25 protein-coding genes are annotated in these 26,627 nt (G+C 31.6%); 14 read left to right on the forward strand and 11 right to left on the reverse strand.

The features are described from left to right. Positions 1–56 precede the first annotated feature (56 nt). From CN692_RS01120 to CN692_RS01140, 5 genes are all read right to left on the reverse strand, one after another. The gene (locus CN692_RS01120) at positions 57–980 is read right to left on the reverse strand and encodes a PucR family transcriptional regulator (protein WP_179874349.1); all 924 of its coding nucleotides are present in this window, start codon (positions 978–980) and stop codon (positions 57–59) included. A gap of 76 nt (positions 981–1,056) precedes the next feature. Further along, positions 1,057–2,232, reverse strand: coding sequence for a YheC/YheD family protein (locus CN692_RS01125; protein ID WP_098117169.1), 1,176 nt, complete (start codon positions 2,230–2,232; stop codon positions 1,057–1,059). After that, positions 2,229–3,584 (reverse strand): YheC/YheD family endospore coat-associated protein, encoded by a 1,356-nt coding sequence (locus CN692_RS01130; RefSeq protein WP_257143950.1) that lies wholly within the window; start codon positions 3,582–3,584, stop codon positions 2,229–2,231. Before CN692_RS01130 ends, CN692_RS01125 begins: the two co-directional genes overlap by 4 nt. Continuing rightward, positions 3,584–4,669, reverse strand: coding sequence for a YheC/YheD family endospore coat-associated protein (locus tag CN692_RS01135; protein ID WP_098117170.1), 1,086 nt, complete (start codon positions 4,667–4,669; stop codon positions 3,584–3,586). The genes CN692_RS01130 and CN692_RS01135 overlap by 1 nt, the downstream gene beginning before the upstream one ends. 18 nt (positions 4,670–4,687) lie before the next feature. Beyond that, entirely contained in the window at positions 4,688–5,782 is a 1,095-nt protein-coding gene (locus CN692_RS01140) for a YheC/YheD family endospore coat-associated protein (RefSeq protein ID WP_098117171.1), read from the reverse strand. A 173-nt stretch (positions 5,783–5,955) separates the two neighbouring features. On the opposite strand from CN692_RS01140, the gene CN692_RS01145 reads away from it, so the two are divergent. The 4 genes from CN692_RS01145 to CN692_RS01160 all read left to right on the forward strand — a co-directional run bounded on the left by CN692_RS01145 (position 5,956) and on the right by CN692_RS01160 (position 9,869). Further along, entirely contained in the window at positions 5,956–6,312 is a 357-nt protein-coding gene (locus tag CN692_RS01145; RefSeq protein WP_098117172.1) for a YlbF family regulator, read from the forward strand. A 170-nt stretch (positions 6,313–6,482) separates the two neighbouring features. Beyond that, the gene (locus CN692_RS01150) at positions 6,483–7,352 is read left to right on the forward strand and encodes a Cof-type HAD-IIB family hydrolase (protein WP_098117173.1); all 870 of its coding nucleotides are present in this window, start codon (positions 6,483–6,485) and stop codon (positions 7,350–7,352) included. Between the two features lie 168 nt (positions 7,353–7,520). Beyond that, a complete protein-coding gene (locus CN692_RS01155) occupies positions 7,521–9,008 on the forward strand; it encodes a coproporphyrinogen III oxidase (protein WP_098117174.1) in 1,488 nt (495 codons plus the stop codon). A 72-nt stretch (positions 9,009–9,080) separates the two neighbouring features. Next, positions 9,081–9,869, forward strand: coding sequence for an enoyl-CoA hydratase (locus CN692_RS01160; RefSeq protein ID WP_098117175.1), 789 nt, complete (start codon positions 9,081–9,083; stop codon positions 9,867–9,869). A 225-nt stretch (positions 9,870–10,094) separates the two neighbouring features. Here CN692_RS01160 and CN692_RS01165 read toward each other — a convergent pair whose 3' ends face one another. Then, positions 10,095–11,390: an HNH endonuclease gene (locus CN692_RS01165; protein WP_098117176.1), complete on the reverse strand. Its 1,296-nt coding sequence runs from the start codon at positions 11,388–11,390 to the stop codon at positions 10,095–10,097. An 83-nt stretch (positions 11,391–11,473) separates the two neighbouring features. Further along, positions 11,474–11,659: a YhzD family protein gene (locus tag CN692_RS01170; RefSeq protein WP_098117177.1), complete on the reverse strand. Its 186-nt coding sequence runs from the start codon at positions 11,657–11,659 to the stop codon at positions 11,474–11,476. A 358-nt stretch (positions 11,660–12,017) separates the two neighbouring features. On the opposite strand from CN692_RS01170, the gene yhaM reads away from it, so the two are divergent. Next, a complete protein-coding gene (yhaM, locus tag CN692_RS01175; RefSeq protein ID WP_098117178.1) occupies positions 12,018–12,956 on the forward strand; it encodes a 3'-5' exoribonuclease YhaM in 939 nt (312 codons plus the stop codon). A gap of 68 nt (positions 12,957–13,024) precedes the next feature. Further along, the gene (locus tag CN692_RS01180; RefSeq protein ID WP_056472082.1) at positions 13,025–13,228 is read left to right on the forward strand and encodes a sporulation YhaL family protein; all 204 of its coding nucleotides are present in this window, start codon (positions 13,025–13,027) and stop codon (positions 13,226–13,228) included. A gap of 27 nt (positions 13,229–13,255) precedes the next feature. Here CN692_RS01180 and CN692_RS01185 read toward each other — a convergent pair whose 3' ends face one another. Beyond that, positions 13,256–14,077: a peptidylprolyl isomerase gene (locus tag CN692_RS01185; protein ID WP_098117179.1), complete on the reverse strand. Its 822-nt coding sequence runs from the start codon at positions 14,075–14,077 to the stop codon at positions 13,256–13,258. A gap of 451 nt (positions 14,078–14,528) precedes the next feature. Between CN692_RS01185 and CN692_RS01190 the strand changes: the two genes are divergently transcribed. Together CN692_RS01190 and CN692_RS01195 are read left to right on the forward strand one after the other, a co-directional pair. After that, entirely contained in the window at positions 14,529–14,612 is an 84-nt protein-coding gene (locus CN692_RS01190) for a YjcZ family sporulation protein (protein ID WP_098117180.1), read from the forward strand. A 94-nt stretch (positions 14,613–14,706) separates the two neighbouring features. Further along, positions 14,707–14,796 carry a YjcZ family sporulation protein gene (locus tag CN692_RS01195; protein ID WP_097973758.1) on the forward strand — a complete coding sequence of 30 codons (90 nt, stop codon included), beginning with the start codon at positions 14,707–14,709 and terminating at the stop codon, positions 14,794–14,796. Positions 14,797–15,073: 277 nt separating this feature from the next. Here CN692_RS01195 and CN692_RS01200 read toward each other — a convergent pair whose 3' ends face one another. Together CN692_RS01200 and CN692_RS01205 are read right to left on the reverse strand one after the other, a co-directional pair. Further along, positions 15,074–15,634 (reverse strand): HTH-type transcriptional regulator Hpr, encoded by a 561-nt coding sequence (locus CN692_RS01200; RefSeq protein ID WP_056472088.1) that lies wholly within the window; start codon positions 15,632–15,634, stop codon positions 15,074–15,076. Positions 15,635–15,986: 352 nt separating this feature from the next. Then, positions 15,987–16,424, reverse strand: coding sequence for an HIT family protein (locus CN692_RS01205; protein WP_098117181.1), 438 nt, complete (start codon positions 16,422–16,424; stop codon positions 15,987–15,989). A gap of 1,296 nt (positions 16,425–17,720) precedes the next feature. Here CN692_RS01205 and CN692_RS01210 point away from each other — a divergent pair. Genes CN692_RS01210 through CN692_RS01220 form a run of 3 tightly spaced genes read left to right on the forward strand, consistent with a single transcriptional unit; the run spans position 17,721 to position 20,416 of the window. Further along, positions 17,721–18,458 (forward strand): ABC transporter ATP-binding protein, encoded by a 738-nt coding sequence (locus CN692_RS01210; RefSeq protein WP_098117182.1) that lies wholly within the window; start codon positions 17,721–17,723, stop codon positions 18,456–18,458. After that, complete coding sequence (locus tag CN692_RS01215) at positions 18,455–19,675, forward strand: ABC transporter permease (RefSeq protein WP_098117183.1); 1,221 nt, start codon at positions 18,455–18,457, stop codon at positions 19,673–19,675. Before CN692_RS01210 ends, CN692_RS01215 begins: the two co-directional genes overlap by 4 nt. A gap of 12 nt (positions 19,676–19,687) precedes the next feature. Then, positions 19,688–20,416: an EcsC family protein gene (locus CN692_RS01220; RefSeq protein ID WP_098117184.1), complete on the forward strand. Its 729-nt coding sequence runs from the start codon at positions 19,688–19,690 to the stop codon at positions 20,414–20,416. Positions 20,417–20,775: 359 nt separating this feature from the next. Here CN692_RS01220 and CN692_RS01225 read toward each other — a convergent pair whose 3' ends face one another. Continuing rightward, positions 20,776–21,972 carry a M20 family metallopeptidase gene (locus CN692_RS01225; protein ID WP_098117185.1) on the reverse strand — a complete coding sequence of 399 codons (1,197 nt, stop codon included), beginning with the start codon at positions 21,970–21,972 and terminating at the stop codon, positions 20,776–20,778. A 184-nt stretch (positions 21,973–22,156) separates the two neighbouring features. Here CN692_RS01225 and CN692_RS01230 point away from each other — a divergent pair, with 184 nt between their 5' ends. The 3 genes from CN692_RS01230 (at position 22,157) to hemH (ending at position 26,619) form a co-directional block, all read left to right on the forward strand. Further along, positions 22,157–24,307, forward strand: a complete 2,151-nt coding sequence (locus CN692_RS01230) for a transglycosylase domain-containing protein (RefSeq protein ID WP_142317478.1) — start codon at positions 22,157–22,159, stop codon at positions 24,305–24,307. A gap of 312 nt (positions 24,308–24,619) precedes the next feature. Continuing rightward, positions 24,620–25,663, forward strand: coding sequence for a uroporphyrinogen decarboxylase (gene hemE / locus CN692_RS01235; RefSeq protein WP_098117187.1), 1,044 nt, complete (start codon positions 24,620–24,622; stop codon positions 25,661–25,663). 23 nt (positions 25,664–25,686) lie between these two features. Then, entirely contained in the window at positions 25,687–26,619 is a 933-nt protein-coding gene (gene hemH / locus CN692_RS01240; RefSeq protein ID WP_098117188.1) for a ferrochelatase, read from the forward strand. Positions 26,620–26,627 lie beyond the last annotated feature (8 nt).

Consider the following 26,627-nt stretch of genomic DNA (forward strand, 5'->3'; position numbering starts at 1 on the left):
AAAGGTACACAAAAAAAATAGCTTCAATTGTACAAGGTGCACAAAAAAAGCTTTTGTTAATTTTCGTTCGTTAACTCAAGTAGGCGAATGGCTAGAAATATAACAAGACCTTCCTCAAAATGCTTTAAATCTATTCCTGTTTGTTCTGAAAATTTATCAAGACGGTATTGAACAGTATTCCGATGTAAAAAAGCTTTTTTAGAAGTAGCCGTAACATTTAGATTTTGTTGAAGATAAATTTTTACAGTTGAAAGAATTGGGTCATCAATTTTCATATCATTCAAAAATAGATTAGGTAGTTCTTTCTGTAAATCATCTGGTAAAAAGGAAAGGATATAGTAAAGCATCTCTTTTGAAAACCAGAGTATATGTTTTTGTTTCTTTATAGATAAAGCTTTTTTAAAACAATGATGTTCAATGTCAAAATACAGAAATAAATTTGCTAGTGGCGAGTAGCGTTTTCCAACAAGAAAAGTTACATCATGGTATAAGTCAGCTGCAATGATTTCTTGCATATGCTCTAGAAATTCTTTATTAAATGGTTGATCGATTATTTTTTCAATAATGACGCCTTCTTTTGCAGAATTCCAAACGACGATTACATCTTTATGAAAAAAAGCATTGATTGCTTCTTCAAACTCAATTTTATTTGTAAAAAGCTGATTACTGTAAAAATGAATAAATCGAATGGAGGAAGGGAGAGTATTTTCATTTTCGAATAATAAAGGATTATGCCCTTTATTGAAATATAAATATTGAAACCATTCGCTTTGTGCAGATGGCATCATAATTGCATCTGATTCTAATTTTGTAAAAAGACATTCCAATAGGTTATGTTGTTCATCAGATATAGAACTTTGTTTAATCCCAAAAATTTCTTGATTTTCTGTAGAAAACCACAAGTAATCCATATATGTATTCTGAACTGGTGTGACCGAAACGGACTCACTTCCAAATAACGTCTTAATTTTATCAATCATAATATTTACCTTTCGAAGCATTTTTCATTTAGTGTATCATTGTTAATTAAAATAAAAAAGAACAGTAGTATACAAACTACTGCCTAAAATTTGAAAGTTCATAAAATAGATGAATTAAGTTTTCAAGTCCTTGTTCTTTTATCGAGATTTCGTCAAATACCATTGGTTTAGAGTTTATTTCAAAAATATAATATTGGTTATTTTGAATACCGATATCCATTGAGAATTCATAAAAATGTGCCTCTTCATTATTTAATGCAATTCCAGTTTGTCTAACGATTTCCTGTAATAATTCATAGTTTAAATTAATTGGTAGTTCTTCGATTGAAATAATGCTGCCACCTCTAGGAACATGAGTTGTAATGCCATTAAATGTACCAACTCTTACTCCGATACCAGAAAGAATGAAATTATTTTCTTTTTTGTGTGCAAGAATTCGTAAATCAAACTTTCTTCCATCTGGCAATTCGCTTATTATACCTTGTTGGCAAATAAAATCCTCATTTAAAGAGCTAAGAAATTTCCAACAATCACTAATTGATTTCACTAATTCTACATGAAAAGCATTTCGGATGATGACTTCATTATCACTTTTCAAGGAAAGCTTAAACACTCCAAATCCTCTTGAAGAATTATGCTTTTTAATATAAAGGAATTTCCATTTTTTTAAATAGAAAAACAAATCTTTTTCACTTATTAATTCAATTGTTTTCGGAATATATGTTTTTAAATATTCGTTAGTGGATAAGATTGCCGTTGTTTGTATTTTTGAAAGATATGATTCATTAAAAAAAGGGATGTTTAACGCAGAAATTTTTTCTCGAAATTCTTTATAATCATGATTGGATTCATATTGTACAGATGGAATTCGATTGTAAATTACGTCTGGTAAAGGGGAAAATAGTTTAATCCATTTTTTTGTTTTAAAACAAAATGTATAACATGTAACTGAATGATTAGAAAAGGCGGTAGGCGTTAAGATAACCGGAATACCGCCGTTATTTAATACCTTCTTGCAAATTCGTTTAAATGTTTTAATATTTCCGCTAAAGGGTAGTCGATCTTCATTCGTTAAAATGCCGATAATTGGGCCTAAATGTGAACCATTTTTTTTAACATGAAATTGAATGGAATTTGAAGCATTATCTTGCATTGGTAAAATAGGAAGGTGGTTATAGCCAATTGAAAACTTTGATTCTATGTGATCATGCGACCAAGTATTTGTATCAAGATGGTAAAAAACAGAAATCATTTCATTGAAGCCTCGAGTTCATTTCCCTGTTTGGATAAATGAGTAGCATATTCTAAAAATAGTTTTTTAATTTGTTTGTCATTTTCTTGGAAGCTTGGATTTGAAAAAATTGATCTACCAGGCTTAGAGTTCGCTTCAAAAAGCCAAATTGTTTCATCTTTATCAACACCGATATCAAATCCAATTTCTCCGATGTGACCGTCAACTTGACGATCTAAAGATTCACTAATTTTTAAAGCTGCAGTAGATAATTTTTCATGAATCCTTTTAGCTTTTTCTTGATCAAATAATTCTTCAAGAGTTTTCACGCGACCACCGTTATTTAAGTGAGTAGTAGTACTACCTTTTCCTGCTATTTTCCCAGCTATTACGGTTACATGCCATTTTCCTAAAGCATCTTTGTTTGTATGAACTCGAAAATCAACAGGTTGATGCTCATATCGAATTAATGAAATACCTTGTTGAACGATGAAGTCATGTATTTTCATGTTACGGAAAACATGATTAATTAAGGATTGGAGTGTTGAGAATTTTTGAAGTCTGTTTGTTTCAAAATCACGATACCTACAATAATAAATACCTTCTTCACGCTGGTAGCGTATTAAAATTACTCTCGATCCGAGGCTACCGTTTTCGGGTTTAACATACACAAAATGATATTTGGATAATAACTCTTCAATTGTATCGAAATTATTAAACTTTAATGTTTTAGGTAAATACTGTGCAACTGAATCGTCATTTTTTAATTTTAAATATAAATCCCATTTATTGAAGAATCCTGGGTTAAACCAAGGGATTTTATATTCTTTTTCTAGTTTTTGGCGCACTCGTTTGATTGATTTATGAACTTCGACTTTCCTATTCGGAAGCCTATTATAAATCACGGTTGGAAAAGGAACTACTTCTTTAATCCATCTTTTATTTGTAAAGAAATAACCTTGAATTGTTTCGTTTTCCCAGTCAATTCCATGTGTGCCAAATACAAATATGAAGCTGTTTTTTTGATTATTTTCGGCTATTAAATTTGCAAACATAAAGCTTCGATCGCCAATTGGGCGAAGGAGGGACTCAGTAAAGCCAGCAGTGAAAATTCCAACTAGTGGACCGAGCTGTAATGTATTCCCAATAATAATAGGCTCAATAGTTCCTTCAAAAGGGATACAGAGCATTTCAATTAAATGCTCTGATATTGAAATGGTATTTTGAAGTGTATTCATCGTAACTAGTTGACAAGGGTATTTTTTTTGACCAAAAGCAATATATTCAATATTTCTTGATGTCGTAAGTTTTTCAGGTATACATACTAGGTTTTTACTCTGTCGATGAGTAACGATTTTATAAACTTCATTCATTATTTAATTTCACTTCTTTCACTTTTAGATTTCGATTGTAAGTGTAGACAATACTGAATTGGTGCCGAATAGAGCTTTTGTTGAATGGAAGGATCAGTTTGGATTAAAACTTTTCTTCCTGGTTTTGAATTAACATCTAAAATCCAGATTGCTTGATTCGAATCAATTCCTAAATCTAATCCTATTTCAAATAATGGAAGAAAATTCTTCTCAAGTACAATCGGTAATTGATTACAAATTGTTTCAATATCTTGTTGTAAAATTAGTGCAGTTCTTTGACTAAATTGAGTAATCCACTCATCAAATGCAACTGCATTACTGCCAGCACTTAAGTTTGCAATAATTGAATTTGGTTTTCCCACTCGGATCCCTTTACCAACAACTTGCCACTCGCCTTTTTCGTTTTTTTGTAAAAGAACGCGTAAATCAAATGCTTCGCGTGATTTTGTTTGAAGGTCTAAATTGTTTTGATAAACATAGTTTTTTGATTCGACAAGAGGCTGTAGCCATTCAAAAAATTCATCTCTTGTATCGTATACTGTTTCAACAACTTCATTTTGTTTTTGAGTTGAAACGCTAATTGAATAAGGACTTAAAGTAACAAAGTAAATATTTATTCCTCTTGATCCATGTATTGGTTTAATAACTAGCTTACGTGTTTTTCTAAGCTCTTCAAAAAATACAGCTAAATGCAATAACTTTTTTGTTTTTGGTATATAAGGATTTAAACTTTCATCAGTCGCTAGCGCTTGATAAGTTTCCCATTTTCCCGGTAGTCCGTAACCTAAAAAAGTAATATCTTTACGTTTTTTCAGCCAATCAACAATTGGTTTTGCTTGCTTACTTTTAATGTTAGGAGAGTAAAAGCATCGATCATAAATATAATTTGGAATTTCAAATGTTGTTTTCTCCCATTGTTCTGTTTCTGCAATATACTTCCAGCCAAGTATTTCTTCTGAAGCTGGTTGAATACTAAAAGGGGTAAATTGAACGAATTCATAACCTAGTTTACTTGCTTCCTTTGCCATGTGCTGTACGTATTCACCTTCTTGTCTTTCTTTGAGAGATAAATAACCTATTCTCATTCTTTTCACTCCTTGTACTTATAAATATGATTGAACAAGAGAAAAAATAGCCTTTGTTGAAGGTCTAATTTTTTGAATTGGGTCCGTTAAATGTAAATCCTTAGATGGCTTTGAATTTAATTCAATGACCCAAGGATTGAATTGGTTATCAATAGCAAGATCCACTCCAAACTCAGCGAATAAACCATCAAAGGAGGAGTCTATACACCTACAACATTCAATCGCTAATTCAACTAATAATTTTTTAAAGTGAACGCGCTCTTTTTTTGGTAAATATTGACTTAAAAATTCATCGATTTTTTGAAGGTCTCCGCCTCGAGCTAAATTACTGACAAACTGAGTTGGATGACCAATCCTTGCTACAGTTGAAGTTACTTCCCAATGATTAAATTTATTTTTGTGACATAAAAATCTAAAATCAACAAGTCGATTATCTTTACTGATTAAAGGTAAGCCTTCTTGAATAATACAAGTACGCTTACTTAATTGCTGTTTAATGATTTGAAATACTTCATGTATTGATTGAAATTCTAGTTCTACTTCAGAGTTCTGACTATTTTTTAACCGAAATAGATCCTTTTCTTTTGTGACCTTAAGAATATTTCTTCCTTGACTGCCGTGGATTGGCTTAATAAAAACAGTTTCATATTTTTGGATGAAATTTTCTAATTGTTCTGCTGAAATACATTCCTCAGTGTACGGTACATATGGTTTTATATAGGCAGAATCAATTAATGCTTGAAAAACTTCAAGTTTATTTAAGAAACGTGCATTAAAAAAAGGTATTTGCTGAGTTGTTAGAGAAGAATTTAGTAATTTAAATTCTTTAGAACGCTCAAGCTTTCTCGAATGAATGCGATTATGAATGATTGATGCAGGAGGTACATTCATTAAAGTCCAGCCATCTTCTGAGCGTTTATAACCTTTTAATTCATTCGTAAATAGCTTTTTGAAAGTAGTTACATAAAAATCGATCTCAGATTCCCCGCATAACTCTGATAACTCCTCACAAAGTGTTGTAATGGAGCCGAGCGGATTTAATGATTCTTCATTGATCGAATCAGTTACTACTGCGAAAGATTGAGGCTCTTGATTTTTAGGAAAAGATTGCAATGATTCTCCTCCTTTCCAAAATAATGTCGTTGTATACTATGTGATATTCGCCCAGTTGGTGAATGTCTTTAAGAAATTTTAAGGTAGAAAGTTTGATTTGTTTTTTGAAAGACTGACATATAATAGAATGTTTGCTATAGTGGAGATACAAAAGTTTATAGGAGGTAGTTAACATGGCAGTAAACATTTATGATATTGCATACTCACTACAAAATGCTTTTAAGGAGCAACCAGAATTTAAAAATTTACAAGCACTATACTCACAAGTATTAGCTGATCCAACTGCAAAACCATTATTTATGGAATTTCAAAATTTCCAAAAAACTATGCAACAAAAAATGTATCAAGGTGAAGCAGTTACACCTGAAGAAAATGCAAAAGGCCAAGAGATAGTTGCAAAAGTGTCTCAAAATCCTTTAATTGCAAACTTAATGCAAACGGAACAAAGATTAAATTTAGTTATTCAAGATGTAAATAAAATCGTCATGAATCCATTAGAAGAATTTTATAAATCTTTAATGGAAATGTAAGACGAGAGGAAGAACAGGGAGTTTCCTGTTCTGAATATAAGAGAGACTTCATTTTTATGGAGTCTTTTTTAGTATAACGAAGGGCATAATAACAATCTGCAATGTTCTAATTAAATGAAGCATGTCATATATTCTAGTAAGGTATTTCTTCGCGAAATGGGGGAGATTAAGTGATTTATAAGTTACTTGCAATTAATATAGATGGTACTTTATTACAATCAAACGGAAAACTCTCAAAAGAAACGAAAGAAGCTGTTGAATACGTTCAAGATAAAGGGATTTACGTAACCTTATTTACAAGTAGAAATTTCCAAGCTACAAAAAAGATTGCAAAAGCATTAAAGGTTAATAATCTTTTGGTTTCGCACTCAGGCGCCTTTATTTCTTCTAAGCTTGATGAGCCACTTTTTGAAAAAAGGATTGAAGAAGAAGAAGCTTATGACATTGTAAAAAAACTAGAAAAGTATGATTGTAATATTCGATTGTCACATGAGCATTTTTCAATTGGAAATCGAAAAAAATTGCAATCAAACTTAGTTGCGAAAGCAGTTTTATCAAATGCAGATCCAGTATTTTATCCTATTCAATTTGTTGAATCACTTTCAGATAGTATTCTGGAAAATTCAATTTCTCCATTAAAAATAGAATGTTATTTCTCTGATGAAGTAGAGAAAAACAAAGTGAAAAATGAATTAAATACGAAATATCCACATCTAGATTGTCTCTGTGAGGAAGATAAGAAAATTGAAATTGTTCGTAAAGGAATCTCTAAATATACAGGTTTAAAACGATTAGGTGAACACTTAGGAATTTCCTATCATGAAATGGTTGTAATAGGCGATAATTATAGTGATTTACCATTAATCGAGCATGCAGGTTTAGGGGTTGCAATGTCAAATGCTCCTGTGGAGATTAAAAAGGTTGCAGACTGGATTACAAGATCAAATGATCAAAATGGTGTTCCATATATGATTAAAGAGCATTTCAGGAAACAATTTCCACTTCCTTTCTTAAAAACACATTTAAAAATTGAAAAATAGATATTAAGCCTGGCTTTCATGGAGACTTCTCTTTGAAAATCAGGCTTTTATTATGTTTATTTTTTATCGACTATTCACTTAAACATAATACATTGTGCCTGTCCTATATATTGACCTCTTATCTCTTTAATTCTATACTTAAGTGATAACTTAAAAAGGTGATAAAAGATGAAAATATATATAAAAGGTTTAGAGGATAGTCGTTTTCAAAGGCCGTTGGAGTTATTAGCTCAACTATTCTTTGAAGACTGTGATGTATCGTTAGAAAAAATAGATGCTGATATTGAAGTAAGTTTTGATTTAGATGAAGTAAACAAACAAGTCTCAGGAGAATTAGGATCTGATTTTCAAGCAAATACGAGCTATGTAGATGGTAAAGACGAAAAAGAATCGTTCAAATTTAAAAAGAAGGCTGTTAATTTTGTCTTTTTATCATTACTACAAGAGTATACTGGCATTCAGCAAAAGTGGGGAATTTTAACTGGGATTAGACCGACGAAGCTTCTTCATTCGAAGCTTAAGTCTGGTATGTCAAAGGAAATGGCACATGAAGAGTTACGAAATGATTACTTGATTCACGATGAAAAGATAGATTTAATGCAATCAATCGTTGATCGTCAATTAAAAGTAATTCCTGATTTATATAATTTGCAAAATGAAGTAAGTATTTATATTGGAATTCCATATTGTCCGACAAAATGTGCTTATTGTACATTCCCAGCCTATGCGATTCAAGGTAAACAAGGCGCAGTTGATTCATTCTTATATGGATTACATTATGAAATGGAAAAAGTCGGTGAATTCTTAAAAGAGCGTGGAATAAACATTACAACGATTTATTATGGTGGAGGTACGCCTACTAGTATTACAGCTGAAGAAATGGATTTACTGTACGCTAAAATGCACGAATCATTTCCAAATATGAAGCAGGTTCGTGAAATTACAGTTGAGGCAGGGAGACCAGATACAATTACACCAGATAAATTAGATGTGTTAAATAAATGGAATATTGACCGAATTAGTATTAATCCACAATCGTATATTCAAGAAACTTTAAAAGCGATTGGAAGACATCACACGGTTGAAGAAACAGTAACAAAATTCCATCTAGCTCGTGAAATGGGTATGAATAATATTAATATGGATTTAATTATTGGGTTACCTGGCGAGGGATTAAAAGAATTTCAGTATACTTTAGATGAAACTGAAAAGTTAATGCCTGAATCGTTAACTGTTCATACACTTTCATTTAAAAGAGCATCAGAAATGACGCAAAACAAGCAGAAATATAAAGTTGCTGATCGTGATGAAGTACAGCAAATGATGAATGAGGCAACAGTATGGACAGAAAAACATAACTATCATCCGTACTATTTATATCGTCAAAAAAATATATTAGGTAATCTTGAAAATATTGGGTATTCCGTAGATGGACAAGAAAGCTTATATAATATTTTAATTATGGAAGAAGAACAAACAATAATTGGGCTAGGCTGCGGCGCTTCAAGTAAGTTTGTCAATCCAAATACTCGTCAAATTACTCGATTTGCGAATGCAAAGGATCCTAAATCATATAATGACGGTTATGAGCATTATACGAATGCTAAAATTAAAATTTTAGACGAGTTATTTTCAAAAAGTAATCAATCAAATTAATGAAAAATAAAGGAAAATCCCCTTTCAATGTTTAATGTTTACATTAACTATGAAATTAAGGGGGATTTTTTTATGTCTATTTCGAACACTGCAGAACACGTATTGTTAAAAAAAGAGGGGCGAGTTGCAACTGTAGTATTTAATCGACCTGAAGTTTTAAATGCAATGAATGAAGATACATTCAGACAATTTCGTGATGTATTAGATGAAATCGCAAGCTCCGAAGTTGATGTAGTCGTACTATGTGGAAATGGCAAAGGTTTCTCTTCTGGTGGAGATTTAAAATCAATGCTAAGCAATACTGATGAATCAGCTTTTGGTCCAATAATGGATTTAATTTCAGAAGTAGTAGTCAAATTATACACTTTACCTAAAATCGTTATTAGTGCAATTCATGGACCTGCTGCAGGGATAGGACTAAGTTTTGCTTTAGCAAGTGATTTCGTTCTTGCACATGATTCAGGAATTCTAGCAATGAACTTTATTGGAATTGGCCTAATACCTGATGGTGGTGCACATTACTTCTTAGAAAAACGATTAGGTGAAACAAAAGCTAAACAACTGATTTGGGAAGGTAAAAAACTAAACTCAGCACAAGCATTAGAAATTGGCTTAATTGATGAAGTGATTAACGGTGACTTCGAACAAGAAATTAACGAACGTGTTAAGAGTATCCTTCAAAAGCCAGTCAGTGCGATGATTCAAACTAAACAAATTTACAGCAATGGAAATTTAGAGGTTTTAAAAAGAGTGCTATTAGCTGAAAAAGAAGGACAAAGTGCTATGAGAAGAACTGCTGATCACCAAGAAGGTGTTCAAGCGTTTTTACAGAAGAGACTACCAATTTTTACTGGTAAATAAGGATTGAAAAGCCGACTATATTATAGTCGGTTTTTTGTACTTTAAGAAAGTATAAATTGGCAACGGTGGAGATCAATCGACGTAGATGCCAATTTTAGATATAAGTATAAGTGCAACTACCCCTCTGTCTTCGCCAATCGGCGAGTTTTCTTTTTGGATGTAAGGATGAGTAATAAGGAAAAAACTGCGATCAATCATCGCAGCTATCTAATAGTACTATTACTATTAAGTATAAAAGCTTAATAAAGTCTTAGGTTTGACCTCTATACCAGAATTCTTTAAACGTTCTTTACGGTTTTTGTATAATTTTTTAATCAGTTTTTCAACTGTTTCAATCGGTCCATGATGGATTTTTTTATGGCAGATAGGACATAGGCTTATAACATTCGCTTCAACATCTAAGTTATAATCGAACATTTCCTCGAATTCCAATGGTATTAAATGATGCCCTTCAACATAATTTTCTCCAGTTTGTTTAGATAGAAAGAATGAATGTGATTCATCGATTTCACATTTGAAATTTGCTTCAACAATCGCTCTTTTTGTAACGGTTCGATTACGATTAGATTTATTCGTAATGAATGTACAATTATATTTAGCTTTAGGCTCATCCTTAACAGGAGTATGTGAATCAACGAATGTTTTTTCAACTTCAATAGTAAAAGTTTCCTCATCCATTTCATTGTCTAAAGCGTATCTTATATTTTTACTATAAAGATAGTTCATGAAATCATCATATTTATGTTTATCTAGATTTTGTGGTACTTCTGAAAAATTAATAAATTCTTCCCAAATTAATTTCATATCATCTAAGTTTAGAGGGTTAAAAATACAGATTGATGATGGATCGAATATAAACGTTCCTATAGTTCCATTAGCATTATTAGGATGCTCAAATATTGAAGACAATTTACCTGAAGCAATTATTTGGTCATTGTTTTGAAACAATAAGATTGCCCCTTTTGGTGTGTTCAATCCTTTTTTAAATTGATAACCTCTAACAGGTAATTCGTCTAAAAACCACTCCTGTAATTCTTCGATGCTATCATAACTAAATTCGAGATTTTCACATGAAATAGGGAAAGTTCTAATTGGTGGAGTGTCATCTAATATAGAAAGTTCTTCATACATTTCGTCCAATAGTGCATTGGCTTCTGTCTTTAATATACTCATTTCATAGTTAGCTCTTAATGGAGAGTATTCATATAAATTTTCTTTGAGACTATTTGATAGTGATTTAATCGGTTGTTTAACAAACCAACGTTTTAAAATATTCTCAGTTTTTCGGAAGTCAATTTCAGTTAGAAAATCTGAATCAAAATAAATATCTGAACACATGTCTTTATAGGCTATATAATTACTTGGACCGAAAAGATCGATTTCTTTTACATAATACCACGCGGCAAAATGTGATAACTTCATTTGAAGGTTTACATCTATTTTAATGTCTTCATTAAATTGTTTTATGTTTTTAATTACATCTTGAATGTCATCAACGAATGGATATTTATTTTTCTTCATTTAAGAAAACTCCTATTATATTCTGTCTTAAGTAAAAAATGATATAAACAAAAAAACTGCGAACATTATTTCGCAGCTTCTTATTACGGATGAAATAATAGGAGTTTACCAGTTTGACTAATGCAACGGTGTGTCTTATCAAGTGCACCAATTACTGAAAGTTTTTCTTTACCAATATCTTTTGCTTCTAAGTCAGAATTAGCTTCAAATTGTTCGTCGACAATTGATTCTCCACTTTTTTCAAAAGCAGTAATTCGATATGTTCCCATGTTCTAGTCCTCCCTTTAAATAGTTGCTATATTACTATTTTGGCATAAATTGAAAAGGCATGTAAAGTAATAATTTGAATTGTAAAAAGATTCTGCGATAAGCTAAAGTTCTGAAATACAATCTTTCATAGCAAGTTCTTGAGAATTGTTAGAATATGTCTTAATTTTTGTATGATCATTGTTGGGATAAGTAGCTATTTTAACGTATAATAGGATAAGTAAAACGACTAATACATAAATTGATTTTCCTTTTTCTTATTTTGGAGAAAATGGTTTTCCAAAATATTTTAAGCTATTTATACAATTTGTTCATTTTGTTTAGTATGGCGAAGGAAGCATATACATAGTGGAGGTACTTATGGATAAAAAAGTATATGATCATGAAGTTGGCGAACGTTTTGTGACGTTTTTATTTGTTAAAGCAGCTACTAAAGGTGTAGCAAGTAATCAAAAATCCTTTTTATCATTAACTTTACAAGATCAAAGTGGAGATATAGAGGCGAAGCTTTGGGATATTACTACAGAGCAAGAAGCAGCCTATGCAGAGGGAACAGTTGTAAAAGTTGAAGGTGAGCTACACGATTATAGAGGGAAGCTTCAGCTTAAATTACGCCAAATTCGTCCAGTAAAAGACACAGACGAAGTAAATCCAGAAGACTTTTTTGCGAGAGCACCAGTTTCGAAAGAAGTATTGTATGAGAAAATTACTTCTTACATCAATAATATGACGAATGAAAAACTTAAGAAACTAACTGAATATCTAGTATTAAAAAATCAAGAAGAATTCCTTGATTTTCCGGCAGCAACTAAGAATCATCACGAATTTGTTTCTGGATTAGCTTATCATGTTTTTTGTATGCTGCAATTAGGTGAATCAATAGCGAATTTATATCCTTCGCTTAATAAAGATTTACTATACGCTGGAATTATATTACATGATTTAGGCAAAGTAAGAGAGTTATCGGGTCCGGTTTCAACAAAATATACTGTTGAAGGTAATTTGCTAGGCCATATTTCACTAATGGCAATTGAAATTGGTAATGCCTCGATTGAATTAGGAATTGAGGGAGAAGAAGTTACTGTACTTCAGCATCTTATTTTAAGCCATCATGGTAAATATGAATATGGTAGTCCAAAGCTACCTTTAATTAAAGAAGCGGAAATATTACATTATATTGATAATATTGATGCGAAAATGAATATGTTAGATCGTGCACTTGAAAGAATTGAACCAGGTGAATATACTGAGCGCATTTTCCCACTAGAAAATCGTAGTTTTTATAAACCAAAATTTTAAAATAATCATACTTTCTCCTTAATAGCCATATAATGAAGCAAATGCTTGTCTACTAAGGAGGAAAATCAATGCCAATCTTACCATTTTGGATGTATATTGTGATATTAGGAATTTTTGTTAGTGGATTTATGGTACTATACACCTCTAAACAAGAAAGAGACGCAGATGAAGCTTTCATCGAAAAAGAGGGAGAAATTTACTTACAACGAATTAAAGAGGAACGAGAAAGAAGAGAGCAGTTACTTATTAACTCTGAGATTTCTTCAAATTAAAAAACCTGCCATTATGGCAGGTTTTTTTTATGATTTTTTATCTTGGCTTTCTAAATCTTTGTCTTTAACTTTAAATTTAGCTTTTTTAAGAAGTTCATCTGAAAATGCAGCGAAGTTATCTTGGCTTAATTTAGTCTCAGCAATTTTTGAACGAGCGTCTTTTTCATTAGCAGTCTTTTTACCAGTTAATTTAATGATATGGTATCCAAATTGTGATTTAACTGGTTTGCTAATTTCTCCAACTTTTAGAGCGTATGCAGCTGATTCAAATTCAGCTACCATAGCACCTTCTCCAAAATAGCCTAAATCTCCACCTTTATCTTTTGAACCAGTGTCAGTAGAATATTTTTTAGCTTCTTGTGCAAAATCTGCACCATTCGCTAAGTCTGTTTCTACTTTATTAGCTGTAGCTTCATCTTTTACTAAAATATGACTAGCTCTAATTTCAGGTTTATATTTTGCAATCTCAGCTTGTGTAACTGAAGCTTCAGCAGCTTTTTCAGTTAATAAATCAACTTTAACGCGATCTTTAAATGCTGCTTCATCTTTAAATCCGTATTGAGCTAAGAATGCTTTAAATTGGTCACCATTTTGTGTTTTATACTCATTGAATTTTTTATCAACGTCTTTATCGCTAACTTTGAAGTTTTTCTTTAAATAATCTTCAATAGCCATTTGCTTAAGCATTGCTAATCCTGCTGTATCCTTCATTTTGTCATATAAATCTTTTGAAGTGATATCTCCCGCATTAGATGTAGCAACTACATCATTACTAATACCAGCTGAACCACATGCGGCTAGTCCGAATACTGAGGTAGCTAAAACTGCAGATACGATTATCTTTTTCATTTAAACATCTCCTAATAATAATTTAAATTGTTTTTTATAAAAAAAAATTTACTTATTTAAGTATGGAGCATAAATCTTAATTTTTCCTGTATTTAGACATACCTTTTACTGGAAATTACTTCACTTAATATAACATATTTTTCTACAATGTGACAAAGTTTATCCAAAAAAAGAATAATTTGGAATGTTTTTTAATAAAAAATTAATCTAATTAAAGGAATCTTGAACTAGTTTTAAATAAAAAATAGGTATTTATGAGAGCAAGGTTAAGTGATGAGACTGAAGCAATACGAAAAAATTTTAATAAAACTTTATTAAATTACTTTTCCCATAACCTACCAATAGAATGTATTTATTTTATAAAAATTAGCTAGTCAACCGTGACATTCGCCCAATCATTTAAGGCATTCGTCTATATATTATTAAGAATTACTTTAGGGGGGTTGGAAAAATGGAAGGGAAAGCATCGCGTGAATTTATTTTAATTGTGATCCTATTTATTTTGCTAATCATTATTGGGTGTTCATGTCTATAGTACAAATCTTCGAAAATGAAGGTTAATTATACATTTGCCCAGACCATTTTTTACTACACGCATAAGATAAGATATGTAGCTAAAGGAGGTGTGAATGATGGGCGTAGGATTCCATGGTGGAGGATTTGCGTTAATCGTTGTATTGTTCATCTTATTAATTATCGTAGGAGCAGCTTGCATCTAATTTGTAAATAAGACAATTATTCAACCGGAGGTATTGTACCTCCGGTTGAGTTTTTATTACAGATAAAAAATAGATACCTTTGTACATAATTAGAAAATAGAAATCGTAATAAATTGGACTAAGTTAGAGGAATAACTAGAGGTTTTTATGTGAAGTTTTTAACAAAAATGGTTGAAATAAAAAGCGGAAGGATTTTTCATCTTGCCCCGCTTCTATTTGAGTTTATTAAACAACTACAAGGACAATCAACTCGTAATTGTAACAATTTAAGAAGATATTAAGGTTTTTTTATTAAACGGTTATCTTCTTCGATAAATTCTTTATCTATGTTACCTAAAGTTGTTTCAAAAATATCCATGAAATCTTTTCCGTAAATATTACGTAAGATGGCCATAATTTCCATATTTTCTGGGAATTTACCATAAAATTCTTTTAATGGCAGAGTACCTTGGAAAACTGAATTTGTTTCTGGATCAAATTCTCCTAGTATTTCTAATAGCATATTCTTACCTTTTTCTGTTAATTCAATATAAGTATTTCGCTTATCTTCTACTTTCTTAGAAAACACTAATAAACCACGCTCTTCAAGCTTTTTCGAAAAATTAAAAGCTGTAGATACGTGCATTACACCAAACTTAGCAATTTCAGAAATAGAGGCACCCTTTAAGTGGAAGGCGATCATTAAAATATGATGTTCATTGATATTTAAATCATAGGGCTTAATCCATTGTTGCCAGTCTTTCTCAACTGACTTCCATAATGCTTTAGAAATTTGGGCAATTCTTTGACTAAAAATCAAAGCTTCTTTCATTGTGTATAATTTTTGTTCAGTTTTCATCAATTCACCTTCTTTTCTATTTAACTATCTATTTATTATTATGCCAATAATATGTGAAGAAATAAAGAACTTTTAGTTAGAATTTTTAAAAATTTTCACAAAGTCATTGATAAAATTCTACAATTTTATATTATAATTAAGTGTTAGGCTTTAAAAAAGATATGCTCGTATAATATTTTTAGCGAAAATACAGAGGAGTTGTCGAAAAAATATTATTAGTAATATAGTAAATATATAATATTAATCTTCAAAAATATAGTGTAAAATGCAGAACTTAGCTGGAATATAAATGAAAAAACAAAAACAGGAGAAAATCAAACTCCTGTTTTTGTTTTTATTTGGATTTATTTTATTATTTTTTAATAATGTTATTATGAATCGATTTTGCGATTTCTTGGAGCGTTTCATTTGTGTATTGATTTTGGTTTGATTGCCATTTCACATCAAATCCATCATTTTTTCCGTATCGTGGTAAAATATGCATATGATAATGAAATACAGTTTGTCCTGAAACTTCACCACTATTATTTATGATATTGACCCCTTCAACATTAAATGCTTCTTTCATTGCATTTGCAATTAAAGGTACTTTACGAAAGTATGTACTTGCTGTGTCTTCACTCATTTCGAATATGTTCTCAGTATGATCTTTTGGGATGACTAATGTATGACCTTTTGTAACTTGACTTAAATCTAAAAAAGCTAACACATCATCATCCTCATATACTTTCGAAGCTGGAATGCTTCCTTCTACAATTTTGCAAAAAATACAATTAGTATCATGCACCATATTTATTACATCCTTTCACTTTTTTCCTTATTTTAACATAGGCGTTGGTTTAATTGTAAATGTGGCTAATAAAATCATGACAAAAAAAGAACAAGAAGCAACCTACGTTGCTTCTTGATGAAGGGGAAAGAACTTAGAATATAGGTTAATAAGTTAAATTGTCTTTAACAGACACCTCATTTGCTTTAATGTTCAATTAATTGGTACACCTATAATAATAAATATATATGCTCTGGTAGAGACACCTCATTTACAAATTGGTATACTAAAAACCTTTGATATAAGTGATATTGTTCAAGCGTACCATCTCCTTTGATGTTTTCACTGCTGTTTATACAACGATGTTTTATCTTTAGAGATATTTTCACTTCAACAGTTATCTAACACAGGTTTGAACGCAAATTAAATTCCCTTTAACACACACCTCATTTTCAAGTGTTTGAATTAAGAAAGAGTGTATTGCTTTCCCTTCATAGATTATAATGCCCTTTTGAAAAGATAGTATGCAGCAAGTATGAAAAAAATTTGAGAAATTAGTTTTTCTAAAAGATAAAAGGCAAGCAAGGGGATTTGATTATTTATAATAGAAGAAAGTAGTTAAAAAAGAGGGCCATCATTATTATGGATGTAAGAAGTCTAAAGACCCAGCAGGCAATTTAAAAGAGGATCAGGGCATCTAGATCTTTGAAAAAGAGTAAATCAACTTCATTTATTTATTTGGAAAATATTGCTAATTAATTGACGAGTTCTTTTTTCAACAAAATGAACAAGGAGCAACTTTAGTTGCTCCTTGATGAAGGGGAAAGAATTTAGAATATAGGTTAATAAGTTAAATTGTCTTTAACAGACACCTCATTTGCTTTAATGTTCAATAAATTGGTACACCTATAAATAAATTATATGTTCTGCTCGAGACACCTCATTTACAAATTGGTATACTAATGCCCTTTGGTTTTATAGATATCGTTCAAGCTTACCATCTCCTTTGAATTTAGCACTGCTGTATATGACAACGATGTTAATCAATGGAGATACCTCATTTCACTTAAACAAATATCAGACTTAGGTTTGAACGCAAATTAAACTTCCTTTAACACACACCTCATTTCAAATTTTGAATTAAGAAAGTGTGTTGCTTTCCCTTCAAGAATTAGAATACCCTTAACGTAAAATAGTATTCAAAAAAAGAAGGATTTTTTTTGAGTGTTCCATAAATATGATAATAAGGCAGTTATGTTTATTATTTGATACAATACATTCTATAGGAAAAGTACATATGAAAGGATTTGTAAAAGAATGACATTATTACATGTAAAAGATGTCTCGGGTGGATATACACGTCAACCAGTCATTAAAGATGTCTCGTTTACGATTAATAAAAATGAGCTTGTTGGACTGATTGGTTTAAATGGTGCTGGTAAAAGTACAACAATAAAACATATTTTAGGACTCTTGAAGCCCTTAAAAGGTGAAATATTAGTTAATGGACAATCATTTGATAAAGATCCAACTACATACCGTGCAAATTTATCATATGTTCCAGAGACACCGATGATCTATGAGGAATTAACTTTACAGGAGCATCTTGAAATTACAGCTTTAGCTTATAATATTCCTGAAAAGGATTTTAAAAAGCGTAGTGAAATGTTATTAAAAACATTTAGACTATATGAAAAAAGAAAATATTTTCCGTCTACATTCTCAAAAGGGATGAAACAAAAGGTAATGATTATTTGTGCCCTTATTGTTCAACCGCAGTTATATATAATCGATGAACCATTTTTAGGATTGGATCCAATTGCTATTAATGACTTACTTGAGATATTAAAAGAGGAAAAAGAAAAAGGAGCAGGCATATTGATGTCTACTCATATTTTATCGACTGCTCAAATTTATTGTGATTCATTTATTATTTTGCATGAGGGAGTAATTATTGCAAAAGGTACATTAGCAGAACTACAAAATCAATATAAAATGCCAAATGCTTCATTAGATGAAATTTATATTTTTGCTACAAAGGAAAGAGAAATATGAGTACGATAAAGGAATTATGGCTAGCACGATTTCGAAGCTTCATGAAAGAAATGGGCAGATATGGTCGTTATATTTTTAATGATCATATAAAATTTGTGCTTGTTTTTGCTTTTGGCGGAGGCGCATATTATTATCAAGAAATGCTAAAAACAATCTCTCCAGACTTTCCAGTCATTTTGGTCATTTCAATTATTTTTGGTTTTCTTGTTGTAACAGGTCAAATAACAACTTTTTTTAAAGGGCCTGATTTACACTATTTATTACCTTTAGAAAAAAAGATGAAAAGTTATTTTATTCGTTCCTTTTTCATTACTTACATTGTTCAAATTTATTTAATGTTAATGATGTTAGGGGTAATTTATCCAATTTATAAGAAGTTTTTACTAGGGGAAACTACAAGTTTTATCGTATTTATGGTAATCATTTTCTTATTAAAGGGATACAATCTTTTCATTTCATTTTTACATATTTCAAATAGTGGTGTTTTAAATCGAACTTTTGATTATTGTTTTAGATTAATCGGCACTTTCTTATTTATTTACGGTTTATTAAGTAAGTGGAATAGTTTAATCCTTTTAATAATCATCGTTATTTTAGCAGCCTATGCATTATATATCCAAATTGGTAGTAAAAATAAAAGAGTACAATGGGAAAGAAATGTAAGACTCGATACTTCGAGATTAGCTACTTTCTATCGATTTGCGAATATGTTTACAGATGTACCATCCATTCAACAACAAGTTAAACGAAGAAAATGGGCAGATCCAATTATAAATAAAATTCGAGTAAAAAATGCAGCAAACTATCTTTTAGTCCGTACATTTATTCGAAATGGTAACTATTTAAGTATGTTTATAAGACAGGTTTTCGTAGGTGGATTTGTAGTTTACTTAGTTCCAACTATTGTGGGAAAGGTATTAATAGGAATTTTATTTCTTTATGTAATCTCACTACAGAATATATCAATTTTGGGACAATATAACTATCATTTATTGTGGAAAATTTATCCTTATACAAATGAAGAAAATAAAAAATCTATTTCAACGCTTTTGTATATACTACTGATAATATGTAGTGTTGTTTTTAGTTTAATCGTATTAATAAAAGTCGCATCAATTTTAAATTTTATTATTGCGTTCGTTGTATATACTTTATTTTCAATGTGGTTAATTAAATTTTATGTACAAAAGAGATTGAGTCAGCCACAAAAATTGTAAAGGGTGGACAAAATGGATTCTTATGAACTTCGTATTCAGTATGAATTATCTAGATGGAAACAAAAAGTAATGGCCGAATCAAATATCTTCCAAACATCAGCAAAAAAGGTTCAATTAAAAATTCAATCATTATTGCCAGAGCAAATTCAAGACTTGTTTACGAAAACCGTTAAAAACATGATGGTATTATTTATGGGTGGATCGACAGTTTTTAACGGCTCAGGCGAAGAATATGAAGCATTATCTCTTAGAGAACGAGATTTAATGCTAGATAAGAAAATGAACGAATATAAAAAGATTTCAGCAGTAGAAGGAGCAGGAACTGGAGCAGGTGGACTATTGCTAGGTCTTGCTGATTTTCCACTATTATTAGGAATAAAAATTAGATTTTTAGTTGAGGCAGCCAAAATATATGGGTACTCACCGAAAGATGAACTTGAACGCCAATTCATGCTTTACATTTTTCAACTTGCTTTTTCAAGTGATAATCATCGAAAGAAAGTTTTTCAAATCATCGAAAAGTGGGAAGACAAAATCGACGAAAATCCACAAGTCAATTGGGAACAATTACAACAAGAGTATCGAGATCATATCGATTTAGCTAAACTCCTACAATTGGTACCCGTAATTGGAGCACCAGTTGGAGCATATGTAAATTATCAATTACTTGAGCAATTAGGCGAAACTGCCAAAAATGCTTATCGTTTAAGGTATATGAACAAGAAAGAAGAGCTTTTCTAAGGTCTACATATAAAAAGGAGAACTTTAAAAGTTCTCCTTTTTTTTGCTGTTGAACATAGTTTTTTTGAGTAAGTTCTTTTTCAACAACATGCTGTTTTCATACTTGTGAACCCCTTATGAGTAACAAAATTGGAACATTAAGGTGAGTTAGTAACTCATGAGCCCTTTATGAGTAACAAAATTAGAACAATTAGCTGTTTTGTTAACTCATGAGCTCCATTTAAGTAAGATATTTCATCATCTTACTGTTTTTCTAACTCATGAACTGATCATGTGTAAGTAATTTGCATTTTTTCAATATGGTGTATGTTGTATTTCACCACGCAAAAAAGGAGAACTTCAAAAGTTCTCCTCAATTCTTAATTTTGTTCAACTAATTTTTGTGATTGCTTTAATGAAGCTAGTGTCACAGAGCCTAGTGTTTTTGCTGCAATTAGCATAGCTTTTTCGTCAAAATCAAATTTAGGATGGTGATGAGGGTAAGCTTCTGTAACGTGAGGAGGCTTTGCTCCTGTGAAGAAGAATGTTCCTGGAACCTTTTGTAAATAGTAGGCAAAATCTTCTCCACCCATTTTAGGGTCCATTTCTTTTAGGTTAGTTACTTCTTCGATTTTGTCAGCGACAGTAACAAGTAGGTCAGTTTCTTTTTCGTGATTTACTACTGGCGGGTAGCCATCATCGTACTGAAATTCGTATGTAACGTCATTAGCTAGACAAATACCTTTTATGATTCTAGCCATTTGTTCCTTCACTTTTTCTTGTGTATCCTTTTTGAATGTTCGTACAGTTCCTACTAAAGTTGCTCGATTGGCAATTACATTAAAAGCGTTTTTTGCTTCGAAACTACCGATAGATAAAACAACTGTGTCAATTGGATTGGATTCACGGCTAACAACTTGTTGAAGTGCCATTACTAGTTGGCTAGCAATTACGATACTATCTTTAGTTCGGTGGGGTTCGGCACCATGACCGCCTTGACCTTGGATTGTGATTGAAAAGCGATCAGCTGCTGCCATGATCGGGCCTTTTCGATAACCGATTGTTCCTAATTCTTCGATAGCCCAAATATGAGTTCCATAAACCTCGTCTACACCATCTAGACAGCCATCAGCAATCATCGAAATTGCCCCGCCTGGTGCGTATTCTTCAGCATGTTGATGAAGTAAAACGACTGTGCCGTCCCAAGAGTCTTTTTTCTCGTGAAGTGCTTTTGCTAAATATAATAATGTAGCGGTATGACCATCGTGACCACATGCATGCATAACTCCAGGTACTTTTGAGGAGTAAGGTACGTCTTTCTCATCCTGAATAGGTAAAGCATCGAAATCAGCTCTTAAAGCGATTGTTTTTCCAGGGCTTTTTCCATGAATTGTTGCCACAATTCCATTTCCACCAACATTTGATTTAAATGGAATATTTAAGTGTTTATAGAAGTTTTGAATAAATTTAGCTGTTTCATATTCTTTAAAAGAAAGCTCGGGATTTTCATGTAGATATCTACGAGTAGATACCATTTCTGGATAATATGAATCTAATAATGTAAATAAATCTGACATTTTTTCACCCTCCTACTTACTATCTATATAACCTATTCAAGAAATGTAGTTGATATCCTTCAAAATTATCTCCTATTAGGATTTGACGAAAATTGTATTTCCAAGGAAATATGCATCGAAAAAAAGGAAATAATGACTTATTCGTGGGAATATATGGATATACTATTACTTATATGGTAAGAGAATGAAGGTGAAATCATTGAAAAAATGGGGATATGTAGCAATAGGACTATTTAGTGTCCTGCTGATTAGTTTTATAGGATTCTTACTAATAGTCTTCTTAGGTAATTATGTAATAGATGAGGATAAACTAGTCGTCCATTCATCATCTGAAATGGTAGATTTAGAGGGGAATTTTGTCTCAAAGTTATATAATGAAAACCATCAAATTGTTTCAATTAATGATATACCTGACTATACAAAACAAGCGGTAGTTTCAATTGAAGATGAACGATTCTACAAGCACCATGGAATTGATACACAATCAATTATTCGAGCGATCGTAAACGATATAAAATCATTTAGTAAAGTTCAAGGTGCAAGTACACTTACGCAACAGCTTGCAAAGAATGTATTTTTGACGAATGACAAAACATATATGCGAAAAACGAAGGAAGTAATTATTGCAATTAATCTAGAAAGAAAGTATACAAAAGATCAAATACTAGAAATGTATTTAAATCAAGTTTATTTTGGACATGGGGTTTATGGGATTGGTGGAGCAGCAAAATACTATTTTGGAAAAGACGTTAAAAATTTAACGATTGAAGAAAGTGCGTCATTAGCAGCGCTATTAAAAGCACCATCGCATTATGATCCTGTCACTCAGCCAGCGCGATCTCTAGAGCGTAGGAATCTTGTCCTTTATAAGATGCTAGATACGCACTATATTACGGATTCTGAATACAAGAAAGCAATAAGTATACCATCAGTATTACATATCACCGAGCAAAAATTTGAAAATGGCTATGCTACTTATATTGATATGGTTATAAAAGAGGCAAAAGAAAAGTATGGAATTTCTTATGACGAGCTTTTAAATGGTGGTTACAAAGTAGTTGTACCGATTCATAAAAAGACTCAATTAACTGCTTATAAATATTTTAAAAATGGAAACTATTTTCCTGGTACAGATCAAAATGCTGAGGGAGCATTCATCTTAATCAACGCTGAAACAGGTGGTGTAGAGGCAGCCATTGGAGGAAGAAATTATTATTTTCAAGGCTTGAATCGAATAAATGTAAAAAGACAACCTGGTTCAACGATGAAGCCATTACTAGTTTATTCCCCAGCGCTTGAAACGGGAAACTACAATCCGTATTCCTTATTGCCAAATGAGCAAAGTGCACTAGGAGACTATAAACCTAAAAATTATAACGGAGTATACTCGAAAACAATTTCGATGTTTGACGCATTAATACAATCCGCAAATGTGCCCGCAGTTTGGTTATTAAATGATATTGGAATTGATAATGCGAAAGAGTATTTAAAGAAAATGGATTTGAATATTCCTGACAAAGGTTTAAGTATGGCTCTTGGTGGTCTAAAGAATGGTTTAACGCCATTAGAGCTAGTTAAAGCATACAGCGCACTTGATCATGAAGGGGATGCATTAGAGCCTTTTGTTATTAATGCAATTTACGATCGCAATAATGAATTAGTCGGAGAAGCTAAAATTAAAGAATATAAAGTTTTTTCATCTCAAACCTCTTGGTATATGACAAAAATGTTAAAAGGTGTTGTTAATGAAGGGACTGCAAGTAGAGGTAGTTTTTCTGGTGATTTAGCAGGGAAAACTGGTTCCACTAATATTCCTGGTCAAACGAATGGAAATAAAGATGCTTGGTTTGTAGGATATACACCTGATGTAGTTGGAGCAATTTGGATGGGATACGATAAAACGGATTCAACCCATTACTTAAGAAATGGAAGCACATATCCAACTATATTATTTAAAAAGATTTTAAGTGAAGCTGGAAGAGAACCAAATAAGAAATTTAAAAAACCAAAAAATATAGATGATTTAGATTCACCAATAAATTTAGAGCCTATTTCAAATGTTCAATCGAAAGTATCATTCTCTCCATTTGGATTATTCACTGTCGTCCTTAATTGGAACGCACCAACTGATCATAGACAACAATATCGAATTTATCGTGTGAAAAATGGAAAAGAGAAATTGATAGATACTGTTACAGGATTAGATCAATATAAAGACACCTTTGTAAACGTGTTTAATGTACCTTCTTATTACGTAGTACCGTACAATCCTCAAACAAAAGAAGAAGGTAAGAGGTCTAAACTTGTCACACCAAACATAAGAAATAAGGAATAGACATTTATTAAGGCTCTCCTTCTTATCGTATGATTTGAAGGGGAGTTTTTTATGTAAATAAGGGATCTAGTTTCTTGCGTCTTTCTCCTGATCCCTAATCCCTTAATTCTGAATTTTAAATTCGATATTTTAGTTATATTTTGATATAATTTTTAATGGGAAAAGTCTGGTAGTAAATTAGACCTATTAATTGATAAAAAATGTAAAAAGAGTGAACATTATGTGTCAAAATTCGAGTTTTCTATACAATTAATGGTTCAATCAGTATATTTAATAGTAGAGTTTGGAAAAGTGAAAGGGAGACTTTGAAGGATGAAAAAAGATTTTAACGATACATTTCTAAAAGCGGTTAGAGGAGAAGAAGTAACACATACACCAGTTTGGTATATGAGACAAGCAGGACGTTCTCAGCCAGAATATCGAAAAATTAAAGAGAAATATTCTTTATTTGAAATTACTCATCAACCTGAATTATGTGCATATGTAACAGCGCTTCCAGTTGATCAATATAACGTTGATGCAGCTATTTTGTATAAAGATATTATGTCGCCACTTCCTGCTATTGGAGTCGATGTTGAAATTCAATCAGGAGTAGGACCGGTAATTAGCAATCCAATTCGTTCTTTAGAAGATGTAAAAAAGTTAACTGATATTCATCCAGAAGAGCAACTACCTTATATCTATGAGACGATTAAATTATTAACAACAGAGGTTCTTTCTGTACCATTAATTGGTTTTGCAGGTGCACCTTTTACAGTTGCTAGCTATATGATCGAGGGAAGACCATCAAGAAGCTATAATAAAACTAAATCGTTTATGTATGCAGAGTCAGAAGCTTGGTTCGCTCTTATGGATCATTTAGCTGATATGACGATCAAATACGTGAAAGCACAAGTTAAAGCGGGAGCAAGTGCGATTCAATTATTTGATTCATGGGTTGGTGCATTAAATGCTAACGACTATCGCATTTATATTAAACCTTGTATGGATAAAATATTTGCAGCTCTTAAAGAGGATAATATTCCTACTACTATGTTTGGAATTGGTGCAAGTCATTTAATCCATGAATGGAATTCATTGCCTGTAGATGTAATTGGATTAGATTGGAGAACGTCTATTTCTGAGGCTCGTTCTTTAGGTGTTACGAAAACACTTCAAGGTAATTTAGATCCTGCATTCTTATTAGCTCCATGGGAAGTAATTGAGGCACGTGCAAAGGAAATTTTAGATGAAGGTATGGCAAACCCGGGACATATTTTTAACTTAGGACATGGGGTATTCCCAGAAGTTAATCCTGATACTCTTAAACGATTAACAAGTTTTGTACATGAGTATTCATCTAGAGTTAAAGCTTAATATAAAAGGACTATGGTGATGACATGAAGGAAAAAATCGGTTTATTAGTTATGGCTTACGGCACGCCATATAAAGAATCAGATATTGAACGTTATTATACAGATATCCGTAGAGGTAGAAAGCCTTCTCCTGAAGCGTTAGAAGAGTTGACGGAGCGATATCGTGCAATTGGAGGAATTTCTCCATTAGCAAAAACAACAGTTGAACAAGCAAGAGCTTTAGAAGAAGATTTAAATAAGATCCAAGACAAAGTAGAATTCAAAATGTATATCGGACTAAAGCATATTGAACCATTCATTGAAGATGCAGTAGACGAAATGAAGAAAGACGGTATTACAAAAGCGGTTAGTATCGTACTTGCACCACACTATTCAACATTCAGTGTAAAATCATATAACGAACGTGCTACAAATCATTCAGAAAAAGTAGACGGACCAAAAATTATCCATGTTGATGACTGGTATAAAGAAGAAAGATTTATTCAATATTGGGTACGCGAAGTAGAAAAGGTTTTAGAACCAATGAATGAAGAGCAACGTGTTAAAACGGCATTTATTTTTTCAGCACATAGCTTACCTGAAAAAATTCTTACTTATGGTGATCCATACCCTGAGCAGCTTAAACAAACTGCCGAGTTAGTTGTTGAGCAATCTGATATTCGTCATTATTTTTTAGGATGGCAAAGTGCAGGAAACACGCCTGAGCCTTGGCTTGGACCTGATGTACAAGATTTAACACGTGAACTGAATGATAATTATGATTTTGATACTTATGTATACTTACCATTAGGATTTGTAAGTGAGCATTTAGAAGTACTTTATGATAATGACATAGAATGTAAACTTGTAACAGATGAAATTCAAAAAGCATATGTTCGCCCACAAATGCCTAATACAGATCCATTATTTATTAGTGGACTAAGTACGGTTGTATTAAGAAAATTAAACGAACAATAAATATGGTT

This window comes from Bacillus sp. AFS002410 (assembly GCF_002556365.1).
Lineage (GTDB): Bacteria > Bacillota > Bacilli > Bacillales > Bacillaceae_G > Gottfriedia.